Here is a 13,577-nt window from a genome sequence, read left to right as displayed (position 1 = left end):
CTTTGCACGTTGGGAGTGTGACATATTTATATCACAAACGGACACGAGAGACGGTCTGCTGGTGGATTCTCGAAGTTACCGGAACGGAAATCAGGCGTCGCCGGGGGTGCGTAACTGGGGATATGGCGTTGATCGTGACTCCAGGCGGAGAGTCACCAGTGATTCGATTGGCTGACTACTGGTTCAAAACCGCTTCTACCGTCTGTTTCGACCAAATAAATGTGAGATATCCAACGTGCAAAGCCGAGGATCCCAAGTGAGAGAACCTCGCCGTTGAGCATCTCGCCACCTTCTAGGCCGAGCGTATTCTTGTCAAAAGTGACCTCGTGCTCGTCCATCGGGGGAGAGGAGTTTCCCACGACGACTGCTCTACCAGACGCTGCAACATACGAACAGATGTCTCTATTCACTCGCTGCCACCCTCGGAAGTTCGATACGTTCGAACATCCTTGAGCGTCGGGATACCGCGTCGAGCACCCTTCTCGCGCGTGGAGAGTGACCCGGCGATCGTTCCACTTTCGATGGCTTCCTGCAATGATGCCCCGGCTGCGAGTTGGGCCGCCAAGAAGCCATTCAGGACGTCGCCGGCACCGGTCGTATCGATCGCTTTCACCGTCGGTGGCGTTACAGTGAACCGTCGCTCCGCTTCGACGATAACATCGTCGGCACCACGTTTGCGAATGAGGACTCCGTCGAACTCGTCAAGGGAGGAGTGGAGTGCCCGATACTCGTTTTCATTCGGGGTGAGGTAGTCGACCGCATCGCAACCAAGAAGATCTTCGATGCCATCTGCAGGCGCGGGGTCGAGGATGACGGTCGGTCGATCCCGTTCGGCAGCCAGATCCGAAAGCAGTGCCGCAACTGGCTCAATCGGGATCTCGTTTTGCAGGAGGAGACACTCGGCCGAGAGAATCGTGTCGTACTGCTCTCGGATGTAGGCACTATCGATAGCACTATTCGCCCCCGGCCGGACGATGATCCAGTTGTCGCCCTCCTGCCCGACGAACACGTAGGCCATTCCAGTTGGTTCTGACGCAGTTCCGATCTGAGTGACACCGACTCCAACTTCCGTGAGGTGACTGCGGACCCCGAATTCCCTGCCATCGGGGCCTACCTTGCCGAGCATTTCCGTCTCTGCTCCTGTCTTCGCCGCAGCTACAGCCTGGTTTGCGCCTTTCCCGCCATGACGAATACTATCGGCATCAGCTGGGAAACCCGTCGGAACCGCCTCGATCTGGACGGTCTGGCCGCGGTCCGGAAACCAGCTATATCGGTTTCTGAGATCGGTGATTTCGGCATCTGACACGTGGTGTATCTTGTCCACGTTGATGCTCCCGAGACTGACGACATCTCCCATATCGCGAATTCACTCGAGCACAGTTTCTCTCATCGGATGAGTGTCACAGGAACCGTTGCCCGCCGTGCGACCATTTCCGCGATGCTCCCGAATACGGGTCGTTCTTCCTCCGTGCGTCCGTGCGCTCCGAGGACGATGTGATCAATATCTTCCTCATCAGCGTAATCCACGATGATCCGCTTCGGGTCACCGATCTCGGACGTGGTGGAGACCTCGCGGTCGTGCTCATCAGCGAGTTCTCGAGCCTCGTCGAAGAGTTGCTCTGAGACTTCCTCAGCCCGGTCATACCACTCTTCGGATCCCATCAAGGGTTCATACGAGGTTTCGAAGTCAGGATAGGCACCGTAGCCGGGCTCGAAGAGATCAACCACGTGAAGCACGGTGATCGACGCATCCGGGAATTCTTCGAGTGCATGACGAAGTGCCCTTCGCGACAGCGGTGAGCCATCGAGCGGGACGAGAATATTATCCGTCACATCTCCACCCCCTGAACGATAACCGTCCGAACGGTTTCGAATCAATCTGGACTCGGGGTCTCTCTGTGATCAACGCCATTATCGATTTTTACTTGAAGCGAGGCAACATAGGAGTCGTCGGTGATTCCAGTCGAGTGAGAATCCACGAGTGAATTCCTGGATTACTGATACATACCCTTCATCGCCGGTTGCTGGTCCTGTTGTTGCTGATACTGCTGGAGTTGTTCCGCGATCTGTTGTTTCTGTTTCTGGATCTCCTCTGCCTGTTCGAGTAGTTCCTGCGTGTCGATGTCGAACTCGACGAGCGGTTCGAGAGCCTCTTCGATCACAGTACGGGCAGCCGCTGGATCCGGAATGTAGGGGTTCGAACGCACGATGAGCACCGCCGCCGGAACGTCGCTGTGGTAACAATCGGCCAGTAACGCACCGGTCACGCCACCGACGACGCCAGAGTCGGCCAAGGTGATTCCTGCATCGGCGAGAGCAGTCTCCAGATTATCTGTCGTGGCAACTCCGACGACCTCCCCGATCTCGTCTTCGGACTCCGCCGGAGCCCCCGCCAAGAAGATGGCCTGTTCGAATTCCTCGGCTAAGTCCTGCAGGACACACTGACTCAGAGAATCAACTGCGGCAGGTGGGACCGGGATATCGCTCTGGAGGGTCATTACAGCTGGATCCTCCCCTGCGTAGACACGTACTGCGTCACGAACCCGCCCCTCGTCGAATGCTGCAACCGATGGGAAATCGTCGGAAACGATGGTTCCGTGCTGATCCAGCTCGAGCTGCTTCGTGATTCGATCGACTGCGATCGAGGCGACCAATCCCAATCCGGGAAGCCCTTCGATGAGCGTTGGCGATTCGGCCCGTAGTTCTGTCGTCTTCTCGAAACTCGTCGATGAATCAGGAGTCATTACTCGACACCGAATCTACCATCGAATGTCACGGCTTTATCAGCACCTCTGATTCCTAATTCGTGAGACCGATGCTCCGTTTACTCACGAAGACTCATCAGAGGATTCGGCTGGCATACGAACCGTCAATACCGGAGCATCGGAGAGCCGGACGACTTTTTCGGTGACGCTGCCGAGGAGATATCGATCCAGCCCCGTACGGCCATGCGTCCCCATCACGACGAGATCGATGTCGTGTTCATCGGCGTAATCGAGAATAGCTCGGTGGGGTGCTCCCTGTGCAACGACGCCTTCGATCGTTTCCACGTCGGCTGCCTCTGCTTGCTGGATCACCTCATCGATCGCGTGCTCACCAGCCTCTTCGAGGGCATCGAGCGTTCCTGGAACTGAGGAATCGATACCGACGTTCGTATCGACGACATAGATCGTGTGGAGCGCGGCGTCGTAGGTCGTTGCGAGATCGTTCGCGTGTTCGGCGGCGGCATGTGACCCTTCACTGCCATCCGTCGGAACCAATATCTGGTCGTACACGTCGAACCTTTGGTGCCGGAGGGACAAAGAGCGACTGTCGATTACAAGAAGCCGAGAACTCCTCGGTCCGCGCTCTATGGGAGATTCAGGCTCGGACCCGTGTTCCGGTCTCGCCGGCCAGTGCATCCATCAGGTGCTCGGGCGAGGTGACCACGGCTCGCTCTCCGCCTTGTTCGATAAAGTGGAGACAGGCCTCTATCTTCGGTTGCATGCTCCCCTCGCCGAACTCACCCGCATCGAGATGCGCGCGCAACTCATCGGGTGAAGGCCGACAGAGCGGGCGCTGGTCGGGCGTATCGTAGTTCACGTACGCGAACTCGACGTCCGTCAGGATGACGAGAGTATCGGCGCCGAGTGCCGAGGCGAGCAGTTGCGAGGCCTTGTCCTTATCCACAACTGCTTCGATACCCCGGAGCCCGTCGTCACGAACGACGGGAATGCCCCCACCACCAACGGTGATCACGAGGTTCCCTCGCTCCACGAGACGAGCGATTTCCTCTCCTTCGACGAGTTCGACGGGCTCGGGAAATGGAACGACACGTCGGTACGGGCGGTCACCGGTCGCGACGCGCCGCGTCTCGAATGATTTCTCCGCTGCTTCCGCTTCCGTGTAGAACGGTCCGACGGGTTTCGTCGGATTTTGGAAGGCGGGATCGTCGGCGTCGACGACCACCTGCGTCACGACGGTGATGAAGTCGGGTGAGTCAGTAAGTTCGTTGTCGAGGGCCTGTTGGAGCAAATAGCCAATCTGGGCCTGGGTTTCGGCGACCAGCACGTCGAGGGGTAATTCAGGCGTCTCGCTGACGCGCTCCTGCTGTAAGAGGAGGTTGCCGACCTGCGGTCCATTCCCATGGGTCAACACCACGTCGTAGCCGGCCCGGATCGCATCCGCGATCTGTCGGGCTGTTCGCGCTATCACGTCAAGCTGTTCGTCGATCGTCCCAAGACCGTGCTCACCGAGTAGCGTGTTTCCGCCCAGCGCCACGACGATCGGAGCCGTTCCCGGCTCGTGAGAGGTGCCGCCCATACTAATTCCACTCTCCACACGTAGTTAGTACTATGAGTCAGACGCGAATCGTCATCATGGGTGCAGCGGGCCGCGACTTCCACGACTTCAATACCGTCTTTAGAGGCGACGAGCGCTTCGACGTCGTCGCGTTCACACACACCGGCACGCAGAACATCGGCGAGCTCGATGAACTCCCTAACCGCCGCTATCCCTCGGAGTTGGCCGGTGAGGGCTATCCAGAGGGCATCCCGATCCGCGCCGAATCGGACCTCGAGACGACCGTCGACGAGGAAGAAGTGGACACGGTCGTGTTCTCCTATTCCGACGTCTCGCACGAACACGTGATGCATCAGGCGTCGCGTGTACTCGCCGCCGGTGCCGACTTCCGGCTGATCGGCCCGGACCGGATGATGCTCCACGCGGAGGTCCCCGTCGTCGCTGTCGACGCGGTCCGAACCGGATGTGGAAAGTCACAGACTGCACGGAAATTCGCCGATCTGCTACTCGAACGTGGGAGGGACGTGGTCGTCGTCAGGGAGCCAATGCCGTACGGTGACCTCGTCGCCCAACGGGTCCAGCGGTTCGAGTCGATGGACGACCTCGACGAGAGTAACGTGACCATCGAGGAGCGAGAGGAGTACGAGAGTCACATCGAACGTGGCCACGTCGTGTACGCGGGTGTCGACTACGAGGCCATACTGGACCGTGCCCAAAACAAGGCCGGGATCATCGTCTGGGACGGCGGCAACAACGAGCTCCCATTTTACGTCCCCGACGTCCACGTCGTCGTGGCCGATCCCCACCGTGCCGGATCCGAACTGCGATACCATCCGGGTGAAACCAACCTCAGGATCGCGGATTACGTCCTCATCAACAAGGAGAACACCGCCGACGTGGCCGGGATTCGCGAGGTCGAAGCAAACGTTCGGCAAACGAATTCGGACGCGGAAATCATTCACGCGAACTCGACGATTACGGCCGATAGGAACGCCATCGCTGGAAACCGCGTGCTCGTCGTCGAAGACGGACCAACGCTCACACACGGTGACGCTTCCTCCGGCGCCGGCCTGATCGCTGCCCGGAAATACGGAGCTGGAGAAATCGTCGATCCGGTCCCCGCGGCCGTCGGCTCGCTCAAGCGCGTCTTCGAAGAATACAATCACCTCGATAGGGTGGTCCCGGCAATGGGCTATAGCGATGCACAGATCCGGGATCTCGAAGCGACGATTCAGAACGCAGCACCCGAGGTCGTGGTCTCGGGGACGCCCCACGACCTCGCGCGACTGATTGACATAGATATCCCTATAGTACGGGTTCGCTACGAACTCGAGGAGAAAGACGTCACGCTCGACACGGTACTCGATCGCCACGCTCAAACGTTGAACCTCTGAAATCTATCTAACGTCGATTCATCGGAATCTATGGATACCGCTCTCAGTCGCTTGCGTGCCCGGCTCGAAAACACCCGGGTCTTTGCCTCGTCTCGGAGCAGGCGGCGCTTCCTCGTGCATCTACTCGCGCTCGGACTCGCAGTTGTCGTCGTGACTGTTCTTATTCAACGTCACTTCGCGTTCTTAACCGATGCGCAGGCCTTGCGTGAGTACATTCGTGGGTACGGTATCTTGGCCCCCGTCGTGCTTATTGTTCTCCAAGCAGTCCAGGTCGTTGCCGCACCGATCCCGGGACAGGTCCTTGCTGTTGTCGCCGGCTATCTCTTCGGTGCATGGTGGGGAACGGTATACAACATGATCGGTATCACCATCGGAAGTACCATCGCATTCTGGATATCCCGGCGATACGGTCGTGCGTATGTGGAGAACATCGTCCATGAAGAGGTACTCACGCGATTCGATACCGTCACCGACGACTATGGCCAACCCGCGTTGTTTCTCATCTTTCTGGTTCCGGGACTCCCGGACGACGTCATCTGTTTTGCCGGCGGACTCACCGATATCCCACTGTGGCGACTCGTCGTTATCGCCGTAATCGGACGAGCACCGGCATTCTTCCTCGTCAACGTTGTCGGTGATCTGCTCGGCACTGACCATTTCTTGGCCGCTGCGGTGCTCGCCGTCATTCTTGTCGTGATTTCCGCGGTCGGATATCGATACCGTGACCTGCTTATTCGGCTTTTTGGAGGGAATTCGTAACGGGCGACCGCCGCATCAATTCCGTTGACAATTCGTCGTCGTTTTGTGGAACTTGTACCCGTTACGATAACACGTCCGCCACTCTACCGATAACATAGAGTGATTCCCTCGATCTCCTGGATAGACATTAAGATATACTCTCCGAATGGTTGGATCCCGATACCCTCTGTCCCGGCTCTTAGCTCGTGTCGAGATGGACCGTCAAAACTGGCACATCAACGGTACGGACGACCCGTTCCGTCGTACTGCCCAGAAGTGTATGCTCGAGGCCAGTCCGTCCATGCGTTCCCATCACCACAAGATCGACATCGGCTTCGTCGATGTATTCACGAATGATCTCGTGCGGAACGCCGAGCCGAATCGCCTCGGTCGCGGGAATGTCCTTCTCCTCAGCTTGGTCCAGTACCGGAGTTGTCGGCCTCTCACCAGATTGATCGAGCAACTGGATGACCTCGTCACGGTCCATCTCCGTGCTGATCGGACTCATTCGGACATCGACTACATAGAGCGCATGTAGCGTCGCGTCATATTTACTCGCGATATCAACTGCATGTTGGGCAGCCGCGTTCGCCCCCTCGCTACCATCCGTCGGCACGAGAATTGTTTCGTACATTTGTCTCGGTCTTGGCTACCGGTGGGCAATAGTCTATAAGGAATTCCCACACGGTGACAAACCAGTGACTTTGGGCTCATGTATCTCTCCACGAGTGATATGGGTCGGTCGAACGATTCCGGCAGTACACTGCTTGGTTTTTGAGCGAAAACACGCAGGTGTGATTCCCGGAGAATAGGAACTACCGATCTGACCTAACCCAACGTAGAGCGTAGTCTCTAGATATGAGCGAGGTCTTTGCTACGGATCGCACGACTCCAGAGGGGCCGGCGACGAGCGTCCGCGTCGGGGTATTGAGTTTCCATAATAGCAAAGAAACCAAAGCGATCTGCAACGCAGTTCGGGCACTCGGTCACCAACCAGTCTGGCTCCGCGAAGAAAATACCCGAACCTGGATGGAAAACGGGACGCTCCACTTCGATCCGGACGTCGATGTCGTCGCGAACCGACTCCTGACGACGAAGGCCTCGCAACCGCTCGATGATCTCGGCATCGCGACGAGCTATGCCGCCGCCCGTCCCGTTCTGAACGCGCCCGAAACCGTCATGCGGGCGATGCACAAATACGGCGCGGCGGCGACCCTGGCTGCAGCAGGCCTCCCGGTCCCGGACGCCTACATGGCCTTCGCTCATCAAACCATCAATAACGGCGACCACCCCGTCGATGGACAGACCGTTCACAAGCCCGCTATCGGGACGAACGGCGACCGGATGGAACTCGTGGACGTGAACGAGGCCGTCTCTCCGCAGATCGCCCGACGACGGGCGTTCCTCCAGCAGTTCCTCGACACCGACGCGGAACGACCGTTCGATGTCCGTGTCTACGTCGTCGACGATCACATCGTGGGCGCGATGAAACGGTACGCGCCAGCAGATGAATGGCGGACCAACGTCGCGCTCGGCGGCGACGTTGAGGGGATCTCGGACGACCTTCCCGAGGATGCCGCCCGCCTCGCGACAGAGGCGACGACCGTTCTCGATCTCGACTACGCGGGCGTCGATCTGCTGCGGCGTGACGACACGTGGTACGTCCTCGAAGTGAACGCGACAGCCGGGTTCAAGGGCTTTTTCGAAGCGACGGGTGGGAGTCCCGCACCCTACATCGCCCGGCTCGCGATCGAGCGGGTAGAGGGACGCGTCGAGTCAGAGCGGGTCGCGGAGCTCGCCACAACACTCGACGACTCCGTGCCCGACTGCAAACCCTCGATCGATTCGAAGCCAGAGAGTCCGAAGACGGTCGGCTACACCGAGCACGTGGCCGTGAGCGGGGGACGGGAGATCGAACACGCGGTCGCCAAGTCAGACACTGGCGCCCAGCGAACGAGCATCGACATCGATCTCGCCGCGGCCATTGGAGCGGGTCCGATCGTCGACACGACGCGCGTGAAATCCGGCACGCGGAACGGGAGACAGAAGCGCCCACTCGTCGACCTCGAGGTCAAACTCGGCAATCGGTGGCACTCCACGACGGCCAGTATCGAGGAGGACCTTCTCAAGAAAGCGCGAAACGCATCGAACGGCGAGAAGTTCGAGCGGCTCTGGAACGGGAATACGGTCGGCTACGACAGTCCGTCCGAGGCCGACATGGCGCTGTGCTGTTTGCTGGCGTTCTGGACCGGTGGTGACCGGACCCAAATGGAGCACCTGTTCCGCCAGTCGGGATTGATGCGGGAGAAGTGGGACGAGGTCCACTACGCTGACGGGTCGACGTACGGCGAGAAGACCATCGAGCGAGCGATTGCGACCACGTCGGAGTTCTACGACCCGGACGCCGGCGGCGATACCGAAGATTCTCACGGCCAACCTGACGGGGTCGCAACTGGCGGGACACCTGACGAGGCAGACCGGAGTCGTGCGTATCTGGCGGAGAAAAACCGCTTGTTGAGTAAGCGCGTCGACGAACTCGAGGCAACACTCGAACAGAAGACTGATCGGATCGAGACCCTCGAAACAGAGATCGAGCGCCTCACCGACGAACTCGCAGCCCGTGATCAGGAGACTGCGCAATCCCACGAGGAAGACCCCGGTACTGCGATCGAGACCGGTGATGACTCAGAGCCATCCTCTCTGTTGAGTCGATTCTTCGGTGGCCAATCTTAGTAGCGGCGCCGCTTCACCGCCATCCGAAAACCTCTCTCGAGCGTTCTGATTCTGCGAGCCGAGAAGATTAACCAACAAACTCGGTGTAACACGCTGTTTGTTGGTTAACTACGCTCAATCTCGCCGCAAAACGGTGACTACCAACGATACAGCAGTTCAGGAAACTATTCCTCGAAGTAAGAACTATATCCTTCGCTCTGCAAGCACAAGTATGTCCGAGACAGACGCCGCCGATGGGCCGCCCCCTTTGAGGATGCGTTCGCCAGCGACGACGTCGAACAGCGCATCTACGGCACCATCCTGCAGACCCGCGAGCCGACAACCGCGAGCGCGATCGCCGACAGCGCCGACTGTGACCCCAAGACCGCCCGGAAGTATCTGGGCTGGTTCGACGACCTCGGCATCGTCACCCGGCACGACGGCCATCCAGCCACCTACGAACGGAATGACGCGTATTTCGAGTGGCGGCGCATCAACCAGCTCGCAGCCGACCATTCCGTTGAGGAACTTCAGGAACGTGTTCGTGAGCTGACGACTCGAATCACCGAGTATGAAGAGGCGTACGACGCCGCGTCACCGGCCGCCGTCGACGCCGTCGCCGCCGCGGAGGGCAGCGACGAGCGAACCATCGACGACGTGTACGGTGACCTCGCCGACTGGGCGACCGCCCGCGAGGAGCGTGACCGCTACGAGCGCGCACGCCAGCAACGCACGGGTGGCGAGCGCGAACAGGCGTCCGGGTAGCCCGCTCGATGGTGCCACCGACAGGCGATGGCGGGAGCCCTGCCCCCATCGATCGTCCCATCCTCGAGTTCCTCCAGACGCGTCTCCAAGCGACGAGGCAGGTCTCCCACGCGGCCATCACGGATGCAAGCGGCCATCTCGAGCTTCAGGTCGTCTTTGCATCGTCATACTACCCAGCGTCCGTCGATGACGCAATCCTGACCGTCCGCTGGTACACGAACGAGGACTTCACAATCCACTATCGAGAGGTCCATTCGGAGCACACCTGGGAATGCCGATGGGATCGGCATCCGAACCCCCACAATACGCGCGACCACTTCCATCCCCCGCCCACCGCCCCGACGCCCGGTGACGATGACTCCTGGCCGACCGATCATCGTGATGTCCTGCGACTCGTCCTCGACGAGATCGAAGACCGGATCGCAGTACTGTGGGACGACTAGACGACTCCCCCGCAGTGGCGTTTATCGCGCCGACCAAGGGTGACGGCGCTCAGCCCGATAGGCACCACCAGGAGTGCCGTCGTGGTGTCCAGCCAGGTGTCAGCTGAGTGCAGTCACAGGTGAATCCATGTCTACGTTCAGTAACTCCGAGACAGCGAGTGCATCGCCGTCAGAAAACCACACGAGCCCTCGAGAGGCCGAGGACACAGAACCACAGACATCCTGGCCAGACGATACGAGCAGCGAGGATGGAACACCAATGCTCAGGATGGACCAATGTCCGGAGTGTGGGAACCGTCGATTCGTCTCGAAACTCCTCGTGTACGAGATCACAGGCTACGACGAGGGCGGCGAGCAAGAATTCCGCCGCCAGCATGTCCGTGCAGAGTTCGAATACACCTGCAGTGAGTGCCAGACGACACTTCGGACGCTTCCCGCAGAGCGCCGCGACTACTACGATGAAGTCGCGGTCCTCGAAACAGAACGGCGGGCAGCCCTCCGTGATCAACTCCGCCAGCTGGGGAGGCGGGTTTGGCAGCGCCTTGCAGCGCGGACGACGTGGCTGGCACTCGGACTCGTGACACTTGTGACCGGGTTCGTGATCGCACTCTAACAGACCGACAGGGACCGACAGCAAGGGGTGGCTTACAGTAGGTGTTGGAGTAGCGTCATGCTTCCTTCCAACCAGGAACGAGGCAGCTGAAGGCAGATCGCTGACGGAGGACATCGTGCCCGCACCGCAGGTGTGTCTATCGGCGCCAGGAGGCGTGAGGCGCGCTCGAAGCGCGTGCAGAAGCGTGATTCCTATGTCTGGTCAAGATATCATCGACGACACGACAGGCGACTACGACCGGCTCGAAACCGAACTCGTTGCACAGGACCGGGATGCGTCCCGGGTCGCGACGGCGGACATCGACGAGGCGACTGCCCGCCGTCTCGTTGGTGACCTCGTCGAGGACGATGTGGTGACGCCGATCCCTGACCACCGCATTCTCGTCCACGAGCCCAGTAGCAAGCCCTTCGAGTCGATCACCCAGCTCGCCGTGTTCCATCGTGGCTGGCAGGCCGCCACCGACGCCGACGCGGAGGACAACTGATGCAACAGACGCTTTCTGGGTGTGCGTTCTGCGATTCACCGCCCGGTGCAGAGATGGGCGAGGCGCATACGTGGGGGAAAGACGAACGGGTGACGCACCCGATCTGTGTCAACTGTGCCGTCCAAGAGCGGCCGGATCCTGACGAGCGCGACCACCACGCCTGCGACGGGTGCGGACTGGTCGTCGACGCCCTCGCGGCACTTACCCGGTTCCGTGTCGAACTCGGCCATCTCGAGGGGCCGCTCCAACTGTGTGCTCGCTGTAGCCCTGGTGGGCTCGCGAGGTACTGGACGCGTGACCTCGAGGAACACCTCGTGGCCGAGTGAGGCTTGGCCGCGTGAGGCTCACATCGTACACACGGAAACGGCTAAGTGCGTTGGCTCACAATGTACACATCATGAGCACCGATAAGAAGCGCGTGCAGTTTCGGGCCCCCGATCGGCTCATCGACCGGGCCGACGCACTGGCCGCAGTCCTCGGGGAAGACCGAACAGACGTCCTCGTGACCGCGCTTCGGGAGTACCTCCAAGACGCCGCTCACGACGACGCACTCACCCAGGAGATCGCTGCCGCCTATTACGACGATGAGATCACCTTCGAGCAACTCAAAGCGCTCGTCGGCGCCGAGGAGGCGGCAAACCTCCGAGTGTTGAAACAGCAGTTGGACGAGGACTTCATCGACGAGGTCGCCGACGCTTAGATGTCGCGGCTTATCGCAGACGCCTCCGCCCTCGTGAGTCTCGGGATCGTTACTGACGACGGTCCCGATCCACTCGCACTCTGTCTCTCCCGGTACGAGGTCGTCGTCCCAACGGCGGTCATCGATGAACTCCGAGAGATTGCCTCGTACGATGACGTCCATGGACACGCCGCGTCCGCCGTCCTCGACCAAACGGAGTCATTCACGACACAGTCGGTGGACCTCGATGCCGAGTTCCCCCTCGATGACGGTGAAAACGCGGCGGTCACGCTCGCGAATAATCTCAATGCTGCGCTTTTCCTCTGTGACGAGTTCAACCAACTTGGCTTGATCCACGCCTCACTCGCTGATACTCGGCTCGTCACGACACCGACGCTACTCTCAGTTCTCGTTCGAACTGAACACCTATCAGCTGCTGATGCACGGTTGCTCCTCGATGCGATCAGTGACGCCCGTAGCTGGGGCGCGAACAGTTACGTGCAGCGAGCTCGCTCGTTGCTCAAGGAGCCCTGACACCATGGAGGATCCTTCGAAGTGATTTGGAATGTCCGATAACGACGCCCTCTACGACGTTCGTGAACGAACGAAGAATCCCGAGCACGCATCAGTTGACGACATGGTCGAACTCATCCTCGAGCGCGCACAGCATCCCCGGACGGAGCACCGGGATGCACATCTCGACGAGATGATGGCGACTGTCGTCGACAGGTACGGGACCCGCCCCGTCCGAACTGTTATCCATCGCGTTCTCGTCGACCACCACCCCTTTCGGACTGCCACGCATGACCTCGAGATGCGTAACGTCGACGGTGTTCGTATCGGGACAGCAGCCGGCCAGTTCCTGACAGAATTGAACGCGCAGCCCGACGATTGAAATACAGTTTCTGAAAGCCCTCGGCCGCTCGGCATCCCGCGACCACCGCTGCGCGCCTCGTGCCTGCGGTGCTTGCGGGGTCGGGGGACGACCGAGGCGGCCTCGCCCTTCCTAAGTCCACCAGGACGGTAGCTGGATCGCCGAGTGTCGTGGCCGGCTGACAGGTGTGTCCGTTATGGCCCGCCCCGCTCGCCGCTGCCGCCCTCCGCGTCGCTCGCGACCGACCATTCCGGGCGTGCGGGCGCTCTCCGCACCGCCCGCGCCCGTTCCGGGCTAAAATGCATGTGCCCTCGGCGCCAGCGCTTCACCCGTTCGGGTCCTGCGGACCTCGGCGAAGCCGACCGCGACGGACGTGGTTGCGTCGCGGCGAACGGGGAATGCGCTGGCCGCTCGCTCCGGGCGGGTCGGCGCGCGGTGCTGGATGGGCGTCCGCCTCGGGCGCGCTCTCGCTCGCGCCCACAGGGCGCTCGCGAAGGCGCGAGCGAGAGCGCGCAGATGGTTCTGTCGGTCGTTGTCGTCGAGGAAATCCGCGATGTTGGAGCATCGCGGTGTCGGGCGCATGAGCGCCTTCAG

Annotated in this window: 19 protein-coding genes and 1 pseudogene; 11 read left to right on the top strand and 9 right to left on the bottom strand. The window is 60.2% G+C overall.

Annotation, left to right across the window (positions count from 1 at the left end; all coding sequences use genetic code 11):
• Positions 1-152 precede the first annotated feature (152 nt).
• The 7 genes from ACFQJD_RS01400 to ACFQJD_RS01370 form a co-directional block, all read right to left on the bottom strand.
• A complete protein-coding gene (locus ACFQJD_RS01400; RefSeq protein ID WP_379795637.1) occupies positions 153-338 on the bottom strand; it encodes a hypothetical protein in 186 nt (61 codons plus the stop codon).
• A 68-nt stretch (positions 339-406) separates the two neighbouring features.
• On the bottom strand, positions 407-1,357 hold the full coding sequence (locus ACFQJD_RS01395) for a ribokinase (RefSeq protein ID WP_379795635.1): 951 nt from the start codon (positions 1,355-1,357) through the stop codon (positions 407-409).
• A 29-nt stretch (positions 1,358-1,386) separates the two neighbouring features.
• The gene (locus ACFQJD_RS01390) at positions 1,387-1,833 is read right to left on the bottom strand and encodes a universal stress protein (RefSeq protein ID WP_379795633.1); all 447 of its coding nucleotides are present in this window, start codon (positions 1,831-1,833) and stop codon (positions 1,387-1,389) included.
• A gap of 161 nt (positions 1,834-1,994) precedes the next feature.
• Positions 1,995-2,744 (bottom strand): proteasome assembly chaperone family protein, encoded by a 750-nt coding sequence (locus tag ACFQJD_RS01385; protein WP_379795631.1) that lies wholly within the window; start codon positions 2,742-2,744, stop codon positions 1,995-1,997.
• Positions 2,745-2,828: 84 nt separating this feature from the next.
• Positions 2,829-3,275, bottom strand: a complete 447-nt coding sequence (locus ACFQJD_RS01380) for a universal stress protein (protein WP_379795629.1) — start codon at positions 3,273-3,275, stop codon at positions 2,829-2,831.
• Between the two features lie 85 nt (positions 3,276-3,360).
• A complete protein-coding gene (arcC, locus tag ACFQJD_RS01375) occupies positions 3,361-4,302 on the bottom strand; it encodes a carbamate kinase (RefSeq protein WP_379795627.1) in 942 nt (313 codons plus the stop codon).
• The gene (locus ACFQJD_RS01370; RefSeq protein WP_379795625.1) at positions 4,191-4,703 is read right to left on the bottom strand and encodes a hypothetical protein; all 513 of its coding nucleotides are present in this window, start codon (positions 4,701-4,703) and stop codon (positions 4,191-4,193) included. The genes arcC and ACFQJD_RS01370 overlap by 112 nt, the downstream gene beginning before the upstream one ends.
• A gap of 171 nt (positions 4,704-4,874) precedes the next feature.
• Between ACFQJD_RS01370 and ACFQJD_RS01365 the strand changes: the two genes are divergently transcribed.
• Together ACFQJD_RS01365 and ACFQJD_RS01360 are read left to right on the top strand one after the other, a co-directional pair.
• Complete coding sequence (locus tag ACFQJD_RS01365; protein ID WP_379795623.1) at positions 4,875-5,675, top strand: hypothetical protein; 801 nt, start codon at positions 4,875-4,877, stop codon at positions 5,673-5,675.
• A 114-nt stretch (positions 5,676-5,789) separates the two neighbouring features.
• Complete coding sequence (locus ACFQJD_RS01360; protein WP_379795621.1) at positions 5,790-6,434, top strand: TVP38/TMEM64 family protein; 645 nt, start codon at positions 5,790-5,792, stop codon at positions 6,432-6,434.
• A gap of 178 nt (positions 6,435-6,612) precedes the next feature.
• Here the strand turns inward: ACFQJD_RS01360 and ACFQJD_RS01355 are convergent, their stop codons facing one another.
• The gene (locus tag ACFQJD_RS01355; protein ID WP_379795619.1) at positions 6,613-7,047 is read right to left on the bottom strand and encodes a universal stress protein; all 435 of its coding nucleotides are present in this window, start codon (positions 7,045-7,047) and stop codon (positions 6,613-6,615) included.
• Positions 7,048-7,442: 395 nt separating this feature from the next.
• Between ACFQJD_RS01355 and ACFQJD_RS01350 the strand changes: the two genes are divergently transcribed.
• The 9 genes and pseudogenes from ACFQJD_RS01350 (at position 7,443) to ACFQJD_RS01310 (ending at position 13,004) form a co-directional block, all read left to right on the top strand.
• Positions 7,443-9,146: an ATP-grasp domain-containing protein gene (locus ACFQJD_RS01350; protein WP_379795617.1), complete on the top strand. Its 1,704-nt coding sequence runs from the start codon at positions 7,443-7,445 to the stop codon at positions 9,144-9,146.
• A gap of 211 nt (positions 9,147-9,357) precedes the next feature.
• Positions 9,358-9,890, top strand: a pseudogene (locus ACFQJD_RS01345) (sugar-specific transcriptional regulator TrmB).
• 8 nt (positions 9,891-9,898) lie between these two features.
• Positions 9,899-10,333 (top strand): hypothetical protein, encoded by a 435-nt coding sequence (locus ACFQJD_RS01340; RefSeq protein ID WP_379795615.1) that lies wholly within the window; start codon positions 9,899-9,901, stop codon positions 10,331-10,333.
• A gap of 259 nt (positions 10,334-10,592) precedes the next feature.
• Positions 10,593-10,946, top strand: a complete 354-nt coding sequence (locus ACFQJD_RS01335; RefSeq protein ID WP_379795613.1) for a hypothetical protein — start codon at positions 10,593-10,595, stop codon at positions 10,944-10,946.
• Positions 10,947-11,139: 193 nt separating this feature from the next.
• A complete protein-coding gene (locus ACFQJD_RS01330) occupies positions 11,140-11,430 on the top strand; it encodes a hypothetical protein (RefSeq protein ID WP_363463445.1) in 291 nt (96 codons plus the stop codon).
• Positions 11,430-11,756: a DUF7558 family protein gene (locus ACFQJD_RS01325; RefSeq protein WP_379795611.1), complete on the top strand. Its 327-nt coding sequence runs from the start codon at positions 11,430-11,432 to the stop codon at positions 11,754-11,756. The genes ACFQJD_RS01330 and ACFQJD_RS01325 overlap by 1 nt, the downstream gene beginning before the upstream one ends.
• A 71-nt stretch (positions 11,757-11,827) precedes the next feature.
• Positions 11,828-12,130 carry a hypothetical protein gene (locus ACFQJD_RS01320; protein ID WP_092893815.1) on the top strand — a complete coding sequence of 101 codons (303 nt, stop codon included), beginning with the start codon at positions 11,828-11,830 and terminating at the stop codon, positions 12,128-12,130.
• Complete coding sequence (locus tag ACFQJD_RS01315; protein ID WP_379795609.1) at positions 12,131-12,643, top strand: hypothetical protein; 513 nt, start codon at positions 12,131-12,133, stop codon at positions 12,641-12,643.
• A 31-nt stretch (positions 12,644-12,674) separates the two neighbouring features.
• On the top strand, positions 12,675-13,004 hold the full coding sequence (locus ACFQJD_RS01310) for a hypothetical protein (protein WP_379795607.1): 330 nt from the start codon (positions 12,675-12,677) through the stop codon (positions 13,002-13,004).
• Between the two features lie 273 nt (positions 13,005-13,277).
• Here ACFQJD_RS01310 and ACFQJD_RS01305 read toward each other — a convergent pair whose 3' ends face one another.
• Positions 13,278-13,565, bottom strand: a complete 288-nt coding sequence (locus ACFQJD_RS01305; RefSeq protein ID WP_379795605.1) for a hypothetical protein — start codon at positions 13,563-13,565, stop codon at positions 13,278-13,280.
• Positions 13,566-13,577 lie beyond the last annotated feature (12 nt).

Source organism: Haloplanus sp. GCM10025708 (assembly GCF_042663985.1).
In the GTDB taxonomy this organism is placed as follows: Archaea; Halobacteriota; Halobacteria; order Halobacteriales; family Haloferacaceae; genus Salinirarus; species Salinirarus marinus.
Note: the sequence above shows the minus strand (reverse complement) of the source record. Positions and strands in the feature narration are given on the sequence as shown.